The following is a 12,516-nucleotide window of genomic DNA, read 5'->3' as shown; positions in this document are numbered from 1 at the left end:
AAAGCCACCCAAAAAAGGTGGCTTTGCTGTTACTTACTCCGCACTTTTATCTAAAGCTTGTAAAATATCCGCAATAATGTCTTCGGCTTTTTCTAAACCGGTTGAAACGCGTATTAACCCCGGCGTTATGCCAACGGCCTGGCGTTCTTCTTCGGTTAGTTTGGAGTGTGTGGTACTGGCCGGGTGCGATGCAATGCTACGTGTATCGCCCAGGTTTGCCGTTACCGATAGCATGGTAAGGGCATTTAAAAACTTACGGCCTGCTTCTACGCCGCCCTTTATCTCAAAACAAAAAACACCGCCTCCGGCTTTCATTTGTTTTATGGCAATAGCATATTGCGGGTGGCTGGCTAAAAACGGATATTTAACCAAACTTACCCGAGGGTGATTTTGCAATGCGCCCGCCACCTCCAATGCATTTTTGCAATGGCGCTCCATACGTACATCCAAGGTTTCTAAGCTTTTGCTTAGTACCCAGGCGTTAAACGGAGAAAGCGACGGACCGGTAACACGGCAAAACAAATAAATTTCGCGTATCAAATCGGCACGGCCAACTACTACGCCGCCAAGCACGCGGCCCTGCCCGTCAATCCATTTGGTGGCCGAGTGTACAACTAAATCGGCACCAAAATCAATTGGTTTTTGCAATAAGGGCGTAGCAAAGCAATTGTCAACATTTAATATCAGGTTGTGTTTTTTGGTGAATTTGCCAATCCATTCCAGATCCAAAACTTCAAGTTGCGGGTTGGTTGGTGTTTCCAGGTACACCATTTTAGTGTTTGGCTTAACGGCAGCTTCCCACGCGGCCTCGTCGCCGGCAGGCACCATGGTAACCGTAATGCCAAAGCCGGGCATGTACTTTTTTATAAAGGTGTTGGTATTACCAAATATAGAACTGCTGCAAATTAAATGGTCGCCATTTTTTAAAAGTGCCATTATTGAGCCCACAACCGCGCTCATGCCGCTTGCGGTAGCAAAGCCAGCTTCGGCACCTTCAAGTGCTACCATTTTACGGGTAAACTCGTCAACATTGGGGTTGCTAAAGCGGCTGTATATGTTATCATCGCTTTCTTCGGCGAAGGCGGCACGCATGGCCTCGGCATCGTCAAAACAAAAGCTGCTGGTTAAATATAAGGGTGTAGAATGTTCGCCCTGCTGTGTACGCGGTGTTTGTATGCGTATAGCCTGGCTTATAGGGTCTAAATTGTCAAGCATTGTATTTTTATTGTTAGAAATAAGAATCAAGAGGCAAAAATCAAGACGATCGCGAATAATATTCTTGTCTCTTGATTTTTGCGTCTTGGCTCTTGATTCTTACTTCCTGATTCTTGGTTCTTATTTATTAGCTGGGTGTACAAATACTTCGTACTTAACATCGGCACCGGCAAATTTTAGGGTAGCCGCTACCGAACAGTATTTGTTAACCGATAACTCAACGGCGCGTTCGGCTTTGTCTTTATCAACATCGCCATAAATATGAAATTCCAGTTCAACTTCTTTCCATAGCGATGGCTCTTTACCGGCTTCGCGTTCGCCTTTAACCACCATTTTATAGTCAACTACTTCCTGGCGTTGTTTTTTCAGGATACTGATTACATCAATACCGCTGCAACCGCCTAAACCCATTAACAAAACCTGCATGGGGCGTACGCCAAAGTTTTGCCCTCCACTCTCCGGACTGCTGTCCATCAGTATAGTATGCCCTTGTTCGTCCTTTGCTTCAAAACCAAAATCGCCGTTTAAACGCGATATTTCAATAGTAGCCATATCCTATGTATTAAGGGGGCTAAGTTAGGCAATTATTAGCCCATGTAAAAGTTAAACGGTTAGCCTAATGTAACATTTGGGCTCGGCATGGTGGCTTATTGGGGTTAAAAGAAACTTTTAATGAGTTATAGAATATCGGCCTCCTGAGCTATTTCTACATAATAACCGTCCAGATCCCGTAACGAAAACTCTTGCCTGCCCGAGTTAGGGTTTAAATGTGGTATTTCTTCAATAACGGCATATAAGTTGCGGGCGTTGTTCCAAACGGTATCTAAATTATCAACCCGGAAGTACAAAATAAGGCCATTGCCTTTTTTAACATCAGGACTCATTAATGTTGAATGCTCGTGAACGCCCCATTTATGCAGGCAAAGTATGGTATTACCGCCTTGCTTATCGGTTAGTATCTCAAAGTTTTCGCCACCGTGTGTTGCGCTGCAGCCCAGCAGGGCAATGTACCATTCGCGGCTTTTGGGCACATTTTTAACACCTATTATTACTTCTGTTTTAATCATTACATGGGTTTAAAATTCTCATCATTTGGCAACTAACTTACAACTTCTTGGTCAAACTGCCGTAACAGATCAAACTAAAATAGTGGCATCTCGCAGCTATTTTAAATTATTTCACTTGTAAATTAGTGTATCATCAACCAGTTATTTGTTTTAAATGGTGGTTTAAATGCGCTACATAATCATCCGCTAAAAATGCAATGGTTTGCATTTTGGGCTCATCACGGCCAGTGTCGCAGGTGTTTTGCCAGGCATCTTCGGGGTAGCTTTCAAGTACGCGGCTAATTTGCCGGTTAAGCAATCTAAATAAAGTTAGCAGGTCATCAGTTTTAGCGTGCTCGTAATGCTGCGCGGCCACCCATTGGTTTTGCGCATAAACCAGTTTAAAATTTTGCTCGTAAGTGCAGCGTACAAAACGGTGCAGGTTAATATTTGCGCTATCAAGCAAGTGCCCTAAAATTTGCTTGGCAGACCATTGATTAGCCGAAGGTTTGGCTTCCCAATCAACATCAACGGTAAATAAACTAATCAAAAAATCGTCTACCGCTTGTGAAAGCCTTTGGGCAATTGTATCCATCAGGGCAAATTATAAATTAAGATGCAAATAACCTATTCTAAAAACAACAGTAATACCTAATGCGCCAAGTTGCGCCGGCCTGTCCCTTTCTGCTTTCGCGCAAAAAACGTATTATTGTTTCCGGGAAACATTAAACTGCATGGCGTTAAACTACATTTGGATTTCTTTTTTTGTTATTGCTTTTATAATAGCTTTTTGCAAGCTTGTTTTTTTGGGCGATACCGAGGCTTTTAAACTGCTGGTTGATGGCATTTTCGATTCAAGTAAGTCATCGGTTATGGATATTGCGCTGCCCTTGGTGGGCGCAATGGCTTTTTGGCTCGGCATTATGCGCATTGGCGAAAAGGCGGGTGCCATTAATTTTTTATCGCGCATTGTTGGTCCGTTTTTTCATCGTCTTTTTCCCGAAGTACCCAAAAACCACCCGGCTGCAGGCAGCATGATGATGAATTTTTCGGCCAATTTATTGGGCCTGGATAACGCCGCCACCCCGCTTGGCCTCAAGGCTATGGAAAGCTTGCAAACCTTAAATGAGGATAAAGAAACTGCTTCTAACCCACAAATTATGTTTATGGTGCTGCACGCATCGGGCTTAACTATTTTACCTATAAGTATAATTGCCCAACGGGCCATTATGCACTCTAAAGACCCAAGCGACATTTTTATCCCCTGCATTATAGCTACTTATGTGGCCGCTTTAGTTGGTTTACTGGTGGTAGCAGTTAAACAAAAAATTAACTTATGGGACAAAGTGATTATTGGCTGGTTGCTTGGCCTAACAAGCTTTATAGCACTATTAGTTGCCTATTTAACCCTGTTTTTAAATAAGCAGCAAATAAGCGATTTCTCTAAAGTAGCCAGTAACCTCATGCTTTTTTCCATCCCGGTAATATTTATTGTGGGTGGCTTTTTTAAAAAAGTAAACGTATTTGAGGCCTTTATTGAAGGGGCTAAAGGCAGTTTTGATATTTCGGTTCGCATTATACCTTACCTGGTTGCCATGCTGGTAGCTATCGGTATATTTCGCACTTCGGGCGCGTTAATGTATATCGGCTTGGGTTTTAAATGGATATTTAGTCACTTCAATATGGATACCCGTTTTACCGAAGTTTTACCCATCGCATTAATGCGCCCACTAAGCGGCTCGGGCGCGCGGGCCATGATGCTCGATAATATGAAGGTATTTGGCGTAGATAGCTTTGTGGGCCACTTGTCAAGTGTTTTATACGGCGCCGCCGACTCATCATTTTATATAGCTGCCTTATACTTTGGCTCGGTAGGTGTAAAAAAATTACGTTACGCAATACCCGCCGCATTAATATCCGATTTAGCTGGCGTAATTGCCGCTATATTTGTTGGCTATTTGTTTTTTGGATAATCACCATCATGAAAAAAATATCAATATTATTTTCCCTGCTGTTTTTAAACCTTACGGCGATAACAGCAACAGCTCAAAACAATCAAAAAATGACCCCCGAACTGCTTTGGAAACTGGGCCGATATGGCGCGGGTGTACTAACTCCCGATGGTAATAACATTATTTATACCGTTACCACTTATAACCTGGCCAATAATAAAGGCGAACCTAATTTATTTAGCTTACCCGTTAACGGAGGCCCATCACAACAAATAACCAACGAAGCCGGCGGTAAAGACATCCTGAGATTTGACGAGGCTACCGGGCGCATAACCTATTGGTACGATGGCCGTATTTGGCAAATGAATAGCAACGGCACCAACCTGGCCATGCTTACCGTTGACCAAAAAGACGATTTTGAAAATATCCGTATATCGCCCGACGGCAAAAAAATTATCTACACCCGCGATGTGCAAATACAAAAAGTTTTAGGCAAAGATAAATATGCAGACCTGCCCAAAGCCAACGCCTACGTAATTACCGATTTGAATTACAGGCATTGGGATACCTGGGCTAATGGTAAATTTTCGCACATATTTTTGGCCGATTATGATAACGGCAAAATAAGTAACGAAAAAGACATTATGCACGGCGAAGCTTTTGATGTACCCCAAAAACCATCGGGCGGATTGGAAGATTTGATATTTAGCCCAGATAGCAAAAACATCATTTACGTTTGCAAAAAAAAGAGCGGTAAAGATTACGCCCAGAGCACCAATACCGACCTTTACCAATACAACATTGCTACCGACGAAACCCGCAATACAACCCAGGGCATGAACGGCTATGATACCCAGCCACAATTTAACCACAGCGGCAGCCACATGGCCTGGTTAAGTATGAAGGAAGACGGCTACGAAGCCGATAAAAACGACATTGTTATACGCAACCTTAAAACAGGTTTAAAAGTTAACCTTACCGCCGCCTGGGACGAAAGCATAAACTCCTTCTGTTTTAGTAAAGACGACTCGAAGATCTATTTTATAGCAGTACACAACGGTACCGAGCAGCTTTTTAGTGTTGATGTTAAGGTGCCTTCGGCAACGGGCCAATCGGTTACGCAAATTACTAAGGGGCAATGGGATGTTACGTCCATCATAGGCCAATCGGGCAGTAAACTGATAGTTACCCGCACCGATATGAACCATGCTGCCGAGATATATTCGGTTGATTTGTCAACCGGCAACATGCAAAAGCTAAGTGATATTAATGATAAAATTAACAACCGTTTAATACCCAGCAAGGTTGACGAACGCCACATTAAAACAACCGACGGTAAGGATATGCTGGCCTGGGTAATTTACCCGCCCGATTTTGACCCCACAAAAAAATACCCAACCTTGCTATACTGCCAGGGCGGGCCGCAATCTGCTTTATCTCAGTTTTACTCGTTCCGATGGAATTTTCAATTAATGGCCGCGCAAGGTTATATCGTTATAGCGCCAAACCGCCGCGGCATGCCCGGCCACGGTGTTGAATGGAACCGCCAGATAAGCGGCGACTGGGGCGGCCAGGCTATTCAGGATTATTTAAGTGCAATTGACGATATAGCCAAAGAACCCTTTGTTGATAAAGAACGTTTAGGCTGCATAGGAGCCAGCTACGGTGGCTACTCGGTATATATGTTGGCCGGGGTACACAATGGCCGCTTTAAAACCTTTATAGCCCACGACGGCTTGTTTGATTTAAAAAGCTGGTATGGCACAACCGAAGAAATATGGTTTGCCAATAAAGATATTGGCGGTAACTATTGGGACAAAAGTAATTTAAAGGCCCAAAAATCATATCTAAAGTTTAACCCCAGCAATTATGTCGACAAGTGGAACACGCCAATAATGGTAGTGCAGGGCGGCAAAGATTACCGCGTACCTAACGAGCAGGGCTTTCAGGCTTTCCAGGCAGCGCAGTTAAGGGGTATAAAATCTAAATTTTTGTTTTTGCCCGATGAAAACCATTGGGTACTTAAACCACAAAATGCCATTTTGTGGCAACGCGAATTTTTTGATTGGCTTAAAGAAACACTTTAATGCTATTTTAATTCGGCAAAGTTAAAAACATGCATATGTTTGTATTCTAATTATTTATAAGCAATTGGTTAAATTCTAAGCCGGTGTTATTGGCGGCATACTTATCAACCCCCTTTTATGGTAAGTATGCCTGCACCGTAAAATAATGCAGCATTAATTGCAAGTTAAGTAACTAAATACCCCTGCTAAAACTTCCTTTTTTTATCAAGCCTTATAAGCATTTCAATAGGTAAATGCACCTGTTTTTACTATAGCCCTTTAAGACCTTTATTGTACTTTTATAAATGAATTTACAACTATTACCTTTAGTAAGCGCCGAAGCCGAAAATACAAACACACATTACCAAACTACCATACGCTCGGCAGGGCACACCATAGTTGCCGACGAGCCAGAAAACCAAGGCGGAACCAACACCGGCATGAACCCTTATAGCCTGTTACTGGCCAGCCTGGGCAGTTGCACCGCCATTACTTTGCGCATGTACATTGATCGTAAACAATGGGCAATTGAAGATGTACTGGTAAACATGGATATTTATAAAACCGAAACCGGCACTTTAATAAACCGTAAAATAACCTTTAAAGGCGATGTTAGCGCAGCGCAGCATGAACGCTTGCTGGCCATTGCCAATGCTTGCCCCATCCATAAAATACTAAGCGGAAATATTGAGATAGTTACCAGCTAAATTTACATTGTACTAAAATAGCAGTAAAATGCAAAAACCGCCTTGCAGCGGTTTAATAATAGCACTATAACGAATAGTACTGCTTATCCGTTACAGGTAGAAGCATACTCAACGTGGTAAATAAAATCATCTTCGGATGTCATGGTGCCGGTGCTGAAACGTATCTTTCGTCCCCAGTTTTCCCAATACATTTCATAATGGGTTTTGTCGTCCACGTCCTCGGTTTCAATAAAGTAGTTATTCGCTAATTTGTACAGCGTTTTTTTTAACTTCATTTTGGGGATCAATTGAAATTTTTTTAGCGTTTCTGACGAGATTCTCATTGTTGTAATTTTTAGTAGCAGCCCTTGTTTTATTAACTCTTACTAATTAAACCAAAAACATATCGATATTGTTTTAATTTTAATTCAATAATAGTAATTTAAAAGATAATTTACGTGCTAAGTCTATAAAAACTATCGTATTCGTCAGCAAAGTTAATTCATCAGACCCCGTACAAAAATATTAACAAGCAGCAGCCGCTTATCATGTATCTCATTCAACTGATCTTTACCCGGAAAAAACTCCTTTTTTTGCGATACCGACCGCACTCTAACCCCATGCAGTGCGTCAAGCAGCACATCAGCAACGGCTTCTGGGTTTTCTACGGGGCTTATGGTTTTAAGGGCAACCTGTTTAATTATAGCATTGGTTAACATATCTATCTCGGCCTGGTGTATCTCGCCAATAATTTCCCAAATCGCGTCGGGCAGGTTTTGTTCGTTTAGCCTAAAAAAATCAAAAAAGTTATAATTGGTTACTATAAACTCGTGTTGGGTTTTAATCTGAAACACAAATGCATCTTCGAGGTTTTTAAACTGGTTTGCCTTGGCACTCAATTTTTGCAGATAATCGTTACTCAGTTTGCGCATTACAGCAACGTAAAGCTGGCTCTTATCCGGGAAATAATAATATAGCAAAGCTTTCGACATAGAAACATCGCCTGCAATTTCATTCATGGTTGTTTTAGAATAGCCATAATGTAAAAAGCGGTTATATGCAGAATCCAGGATTCTGTCTTTCTTAACGTCGTGCGGATCAGCTACTATGTTCATCAAATTATTTTGTGTTCATTAATGTTCGCTATTTAACAACGCAAACCCAATAATGTTGGCATTGTTAACTGTTTTTTACTTTTTGAACAAATTTATCAAAAATTTGAATTCTATCGGTTATTTATTAGTCAGTATTTAGTAATAGTGTCAATAAACAAACATCTGTGCTGCCCTTGCCCATTTCTATTTGGCAAGCCATAAAAAATTAACCGGGTGTTGTTGAAAGCTATTGAGGTTTATTAAGCCATTAATAAACAAACTTTCAATATGTTTTGAAAGTTTGATAATGTTTTTTACATTTGTACATGGAATTGGCCGAAGGAAAACAAAAATTTATTGAGTCGTGGGGTAAATTAGGTTCGGAGTGGGGTGTTAACCGCACCATGGCCCAGGTACATGCCCTGCTACTGGTAACACCCGAAGCACTTACCACCGAAGAAATAATGGAACAGCTAAGTATATCGCGAGGGAATGCCAATATGACTCTCCGCGACTTGATTGGCTGGGGATTGGTTGAAAAAGAGCACAGGCCAGGCGAACGCAAAGAGTATTTTTTTGCTGATAAAAATACCTGGAACATTGCACGCCAGGTAGCAAGGGAACGCCGCAAACGCGAGCTCGACCCCATAATTAAAATACTTGATGAGCTAACCAAAGTACAAGGCAACGATAACGACCCTGCTTTTAAAACCTTCAACAAATCGGTAACTGATATTAACAGGTTGGCCAAAAACGTGGATAAAACACTGGAAACCATGCTAAAGGCCGAAGAAAGCTGGTTTTGGGGTTCAATCCTAAAAATATTCAAATAAAAAATTTTGTGTTTATATTTCAATAATTCCTGAAAATTCAATCTATAAAAAATGAAAACCTTACAAAACCACCTCATTCTTTTTGATGCCGAATGCCCTATGTGCAACCTGTACACCAAAGCTTTTGTGGCCACGGGGATGTTAGATGAAAATGGCCGCGAAGCCTACCAGCAATACCCCGCCGAAACCTGCCCCCTACTTAACAGGCAGCGTGCTGTTAACGAGATAGCCCTTATCAACCGCTCAACAGGCGAAGTAACCTATGGTGTGCGCAGCTTGCTAAAAATATTTACCTCGGTTGTGCCTGTATTAGGGCCGTTGTTCAGTTTTGCACCACTAGTGTGGTTGTTAAGTAAGTTTTATGCTTTTATATCATACAACAGGCGGGTTATTATCCCCGCAGTTACCGATGATTATCAATACCAACCCACTTTTCGGTTAAGTTACCGGTTGCTATACATCGCTTTTACCTGGTTTATTACTGCTTATATTTTAACCGACTACGTACATTTAATGCAAGGCGTACTGCCACAAGGCAATACTTACCGCGAATATTTGGTATGCGGCGGTCAGTTAGTTTTTCAGGGGCTCATCATTTGCTTTATAGCGCGAAATAAAATATGGAGTTATTTAGGCAACATGATGACAATTTCTTTTGGTGGTGCCCTGCTACTGCTGCCCGGCTTAATTGTTAACCATTGGTTTAGCATTAACCCTGTATGGTATGCGGTTTATTTTATGGCCGTTGCCGGCACGATGTTTTTAGAACATATACGCCGCACAGGCTTATTAAACTTGGGTTATTCACTATCAATAAGTTGGGCAACATACCGTGCCTTAATTTTAGTAGCAATTACTTTAATTAAATAAACCCTCATGAAGTACAATAAAATAATACTGGCAGGTGGCAATGGTTACCTGGGTAAAGTTTTAACGGCATATTATCGCGATAAAGCAACCGAGATCGTTATTTTAAGCCGAAGCCCCAAAGCAGTATCCGGCAACGTAAAAACATTAGTATGGGATGGCAAAACGCCCGGCGATTGGGTAAGCAGCCTGCAAGGTGCGCAATTATTGATAAACCTTTGCGGCAAAAACGTAAACTGCCGCTATAACAAAAAAAATAGGGCCGAAATTTTTGCATCGCGCTTAATACCCACAAAATTATTGGGCGATGTAATTGAAAAAATGGAGCAGCCGCCACAATTGTGGATCAACATTACATCGGCCACCATATACCGCCATGCAGAAGACCGGCCACAGGACGACCTGCATGGCGAGATTGGCAGCGGTTTCTCGGTTGATGTTTGCACCAGTTGGGAACAAACCTTTTTTGCTACCCATACACCAAAAACCCGTAAAGTTGCACTACGCATGGGCATTGTGCTGGGCATAAGCGACAGTGCGTTCCCTTATTTGCTAAGGCTGGTAAAATTTGGTTTGGGCGGCCACCAGGGCAACGGCAGGCAATACGTAAATTGGGTACACCAACAAGATGCCGCCAAATGCACCGAATGGGTAATGGAAAACCCGGATTTAAACGGATCCATTAACTGCGTTGCCCCCTACCCTGCTACAAATAATGCGTTAATGCGCACTATCCGTAAAGTTTATGGAATGCCATTTGGCTTGCCTGCACCAGCCTGGCTGCTGCGTATTGGTGCCCTTGTAATAGGCACCGATACCGAACTGATATTGAAAAGCCGCTGGGTATTGCCTACGCGTTTGCTTAATTCGGGCTATCAATTTTTGTTCCCTAAGGCCGAAGATGCCGTTAAAGATATTTTGAGTGGCAACAAATAAGTTAATACATGTCAATTAAAAACTCACTACAATGAAAATAATTTTACCTCCAAAACTAAAAGGTTTTTTGTTTCCTAACCTGTTTGTAATAAGCATTATCGGCCTTACCAAACTCGCTTTTGCCGAAGAAAGAACCGGCCAGGGTGTCTTCATTTTTTCCGAATTTATTATTGTTCCGGTATTGATGGGTATTTTAAGTACCTTTTGTTGGAGAAACGTGCAATTAAAAAGTGGACAGCTAACCTGGTATTCGTGCGTTAATTCATTTATAGCCATTTTATTGAGTGTAATATTTTTACGGGAGGGTGCAATTTGCCTGCTTATTGTATCGCCGTTAATTCTTTGTTTCGTTATTGCCGGGGCATCTTTAGGGCGCAACATGTTTAAGAGGAATGATACCACACTTAACGTGAGTATTTTAGGACTGCTCGCCCTTATTTTTGTGATCGATTCGGCTTCCAGACATCAATATGAAAACATGGTTTCCGATAGCATCATAATAAATGCTCCACCCGACAATGTTTGGAAAAACGTAGTGAGCTTTGCACCAATTAAGCAAAAAAACAACTATTGGTTGTTTAATTTAGGGATGCCCAGCCCAATGGCTACCACGGTTACCGGGCATTATGTTGGTGCCGGGCGTAAATGTATTTTTAGTAATGGTTATGTATTTGGCGAAAAAATTGTAACCTACAACCAAAACAGCAACCTAACGTTCGATATTATTGAACAGCCCCGCGACCCGGAAATTATGGGCCATATTGATATAGAACGCGGTCAGTTTTTGTTAAAGGATAATGGCAACGGCACAACTACCCTGGTGGGCAATAGCTGGTACAAGTTGTATGTTTTCCCGGTTTGGTATTATGATATTTGGGCACAAAGCATTACCCGTAACGTACACCTGAGGGTGATGGAGCATATTAAGGAAATTAGCGAAAAGAGATAAATTTTAACCACCTGTTTATAACAATACCGCATTGTAAAAGCATGTTTAAATTTATTATCAAATACCTGGGTTTTTTAAAAGTTGTGCCAATGGTTGCGCTGGTGTTTGATTGTATGCTAAAGCTACTGATGTTAATAACCAACCCAGCCATTGCCAACTATATTGACGAACTTGAAGCAACGGTATTACGCTGGCCCGGCACCAGTACAACTTTGCACAAGTACGGAGGCATACAATTTAACTACCGGGGTACCGAAATTGGCCACATACATAGCAACAGTTTACTGGATATATTGCTCAGCCTAAAAACTAAACAAATGCTGCTTGCCGAAGGCAGGGCAACAGACCATCATACGTTTATCAAATCGGGTTGGGTTAGCTTTTACATCAAAAATGATAGCGACGCCCGCTACGCGGTTAAATTGTTAAAGTTGGGGTATCAAAAACATACAAAATCAGTTATCCAATAAACAATTTAACCAGCATGAAACTATACCAATTAATTATTGTTGAGGTAACATGGCACCGTTACATTTTACCCTCAGCAATCAACTTAAAATAATGGTTATACCCGACACCCAGGCCCACCTGGACGGGCATTCTATTATTACTTACACTTACAGTATTTTTTTAGATATTGATGCGGGTAACCCCATGGTTAGCCGAAGCAAGGAAAGTACCCTGCACCTGGAAGACATTAAAGACCCCAACTACTATGGCTATATCACCTTTGAAAGACCAGATAGTATTTTTGGTTACACGCCCGACGGAGAGCAACAACTAACCCGCAACGAAGTTGAAGAAGTTATAGAGCACCTGAGCGATATACGCGATAACCCGGCACTATGGAATGGGTTTGGGTATAATTGATA

Annotated in this window: 15 protein-coding genes; 9 read left to right on the top strand and 6 right to left on the bottom strand. The window is 41.8% G+C overall.

Translation table 11 applies throughout. From position 1 onward, the window contains the following. Positions 1–33 precede the first annotated feature (33 nt). The 4 genes from BDD43_RS12875 to BDD43_RS12860 all read right to left on the bottom strand — a co-directional run bounded on the left by BDD43_RS12875 (position 34) and on the right by BDD43_RS12860 (position 2,856). Entirely contained in the window at positions 34–1,215 is a 1,182-nt protein-coding gene (locus BDD43_RS12875) for a trans-sulfuration enzyme family protein (protein ID WP_121198051.1), read from the bottom strand. Between the two features lie 120 nt (positions 1,216–1,335). Then, on the bottom strand, positions 1,336–1,767 hold the full coding sequence (locus BDD43_RS12870) for an OsmC family protein (RefSeq protein WP_121198050.1): 432 nt from the start codon (positions 1,765–1,767) through the stop codon (positions 1,336–1,338). Positions 1,768–1,892: 125 nt separating this feature from the next. Further along, positions 1,893–2,282, bottom strand: a complete 390-nt coding sequence (locus tag BDD43_RS12865; protein WP_121198049.1) for a VOC family protein — start codon at positions 2,280–2,282, stop codon at positions 1,893–1,895. A gap of 133 nt (positions 2,283–2,415) precedes the next feature. Further along, positions 2,416–2,856: a DinB family protein gene (locus tag BDD43_RS12860; protein WP_121198048.1), complete on the bottom strand. Its 441-nt coding sequence runs from the start codon at positions 2,854–2,856 to the stop codon at positions 2,416–2,418. Between the two features lie 139 nt (positions 2,857–2,995). Between BDD43_RS12860 and BDD43_RS12855 the strand changes: the two genes are divergently transcribed. The 3 genes from BDD43_RS12855 (at position 2,996) to BDD43_RS12845 (ending at position 6,986) form a co-directional block, all read left to right on the top strand. Then, positions 2,996–4,234, top strand: a complete 1,239-nt coding sequence (locus BDD43_RS12855; RefSeq protein WP_121198047.1) for a nucleoside recognition domain-containing protein — start codon at positions 2,996–2,998, stop codon at positions 4,232–4,234. A gap of 8 nt (positions 4,235–4,242) precedes the next feature. After that, positions 4,243–6,300 carry a S9 family peptidase gene (locus BDD43_RS12850; RefSeq protein ID WP_121198046.1) on the top strand — a complete coding sequence of 686 codons (2,058 nt, stop codon included), beginning with the start codon at positions 4,243–4,245 and terminating at the stop codon, positions 6,298–6,300. 284 nt (positions 6,301–6,584) lie between these two features. Then, a complete protein-coding gene (locus BDD43_RS12845; protein WP_121198045.1) occupies positions 6,585–6,986 on the top strand; it encodes an OsmC family protein in 402 nt (133 codons plus the stop codon). A gap of 83 nt (positions 6,987–7,069) precedes the next feature. Here BDD43_RS12845 and BDD43_RS12840 read toward each other — a convergent pair whose 3' ends face one another. Together BDD43_RS12840 and BDD43_RS12835 are read right to left on the bottom strand one after the other, a co-directional pair. After that, on the bottom strand, positions 7,070–7,309 hold the full coding sequence (locus tag BDD43_RS12840; RefSeq protein WP_121198044.1) for a hypothetical protein: 240 nt from the start codon (positions 7,307–7,309) through the stop codon (positions 7,070–7,072). A gap of 153 nt (positions 7,310–7,462) precedes the next feature. Further along, a complete protein-coding gene (locus BDD43_RS12835; protein ID WP_121198043.1) occupies positions 7,463–8,080 on the bottom strand; it encodes a TetR/AcrR family transcriptional regulator in 618 nt (205 codons plus the stop codon). Between the two features lie 305 nt (positions 8,081–8,385). On the opposite strand from BDD43_RS12835, the gene BDD43_RS12830 reads away from it, so the two are divergent. The 6 genes from BDD43_RS12830 (at position 8,386) to BDD43_RS12805 (ending at position 12,514) form a co-directional block, all read left to right on the top strand. Continuing rightward, positions 8,386–8,892: a GbsR/MarR family transcriptional regulator gene (locus BDD43_RS12830; protein ID WP_121198042.1), complete on the top strand. Its 507-nt coding sequence runs from the start codon at positions 8,386–8,388 to the stop codon at positions 8,890–8,892. Between the two features lie 51 nt (positions 8,893–8,943). Continuing rightward, positions 8,944–9,762: a thiol-disulfide oxidoreductase DCC family protein gene (locus BDD43_RS12825; RefSeq protein ID WP_121198041.1), complete on the top strand. Its 819-nt coding sequence runs from the start codon at positions 8,944–8,946 to the stop codon at positions 9,760–9,762. Between the two features lie 6 nt (positions 9,763–9,768). After that, entirely contained in the window at positions 9,769–10,695 is a 927-nt protein-coding gene (locus tag BDD43_RS12820; RefSeq protein ID WP_121198040.1) for a TIGR01777 family oxidoreductase, read from the top strand. A 31-nt stretch (positions 10,696–10,726) separates the two neighbouring features. Further along, complete coding sequence (locus BDD43_RS12815) at positions 10,727–11,644, top strand: SRPBCC family protein (RefSeq protein WP_121198039.1); 918 nt, start codon at positions 10,727–10,729, stop codon at positions 11,642–11,644. Between the two features lie 41 nt (positions 11,645–11,685). Next, positions 11,686–12,114 carry a luciferase domain-containing protein gene (locus tag BDD43_RS12810; RefSeq protein ID WP_121198038.1) on the top strand — a complete coding sequence of 143 codons (429 nt, stop codon included), beginning with the start codon at positions 11,686–11,688 and terminating at the stop codon, positions 12,112–12,114. Positions 12,115–12,205: 91 nt separating this feature from the next. Beyond that, positions 12,206–12,514: a hypothetical protein gene (locus BDD43_RS12805; RefSeq protein WP_147425628.1), complete on the top strand. Its 309-nt coding sequence runs from the start codon at positions 12,206–12,208 to the stop codon at positions 12,512–12,514. The last annotated feature ends 2 nt before the right edge of the window (positions 12,515–12,516 follow it).

This window comes from Mucilaginibacter gracilis (assembly GCF_003633615.1).
GTDB classification, from domain to species: Bacteria; Bacteroidota; Bacteroidia; order Sphingobacteriales; family Sphingobacteriaceae; genus Mucilaginibacter; species Mucilaginibacter gracilis.
Note: the sequence above shows the minus strand (reverse complement) of the source record. Positions and strands in the feature narration are given on the sequence as shown.

Excerpts from the sequence above, each read along its gene's own strand:
- BDD43_RS12810 (WP_121198038.1), top strand. The coding sequence starts at position 11,686 with ATGTTTAAATTTATTATCAAATACCTGGGTTTTTTAAAAGTTGTGCCA.
- BDD43_RS12805 (WP_147425628.1), top strand. The coding sequence starts at position 12,206 with ATGGTTATACCCGACACCCAGGCCCACCTGGACGGGCATTCTATTATT.
- BDD43_RS12815 (WP_121198039.1), top strand. The coding sequence starts at position 10,727 with ATGAAAATAATTTTACCTCCAAAACTAAAAGGTTTTTTGTTTCCTAAC.
- BDD43_RS12835 (WP_121198043.1), bottom strand. The coding sequence starts at position 8,080 with ATGAACATAGTAGCTGATCCGCACGACGTTAAGAAAGACAGAATCCTG.
- BDD43_RS12830 (WP_121198042.1), top strand. The coding sequence starts at position 8,386 with ATGGAATTGGCCGAAGGAAAACAAAAATTTATTGAGTCGTGGGGTAAA.
- BDD43_RS12860 (WP_121198048.1), bottom strand. The coding sequence starts at position 2,856 with ATGGATACAATTGCCCAAAGGCTTTCACAAGCGGTAGACGATTTTTTG.
- BDD43_RS12875 (WP_121198051.1), bottom strand. The coding sequence starts at position 1,215 with ATGCTTGACAATTTAGACCCTATAAGCCAGGCTATACGCATACAAACA.
- BDD43_RS12855 (WP_121198047.1), top strand. The coding sequence starts at position 2,996 with ATGGCGTTAAACTACATTTGGATTTCTTTTTTTGTTATTGCTTTTATA.
- BDD43_RS12865 (WP_121198049.1), bottom strand. The coding sequence starts at position 2,282 with ATGATTAAAACAGAAGTAATAATAGGTGTTAAAAATGTGCCCAAAAGC.
- BDD43_RS12845 (WP_121198045.1), top strand. The coding sequence starts at position 6,585 with ATGAATTTACAACTATTACCTTTAGTAAGCGCCGAAGCCGAAAATACA.
- BDD43_RS12840 (WP_121198044.1), bottom strand. The coding sequence starts at position 7,309 with ATGAGAATCTCGTCAGAAACGCTAAAAAAATTTCAATTGATCCCCAAA.
- BDD43_RS12870 (WP_121198050.1), bottom strand. The coding sequence starts at position 1,767 with ATGGCTACTATTGAAATATCGCGTTTAAACGGCGATTTTGGTTTTGAA.
- BDD43_RS12820 (WP_121198040.1), top strand. The coding sequence starts at position 9,769 with ATGAAGTACAATAAAATAATACTGGCAGGTGGCAATGGTTACCTGGGT.
- BDD43_RS12850 (WP_121198046.1), top strand. The coding sequence starts at position 4,243 with ATGAAAAAAATATCAATATTATTTTCCCTGCTGTTTTTAAACCTTACG.
- BDD43_RS12825 (WP_121198041.1), top strand. The coding sequence starts at position 8,944 with ATGAAAACCTTACAAAACCACCTCATTCTTTTTGATGCCGAATGCCCT.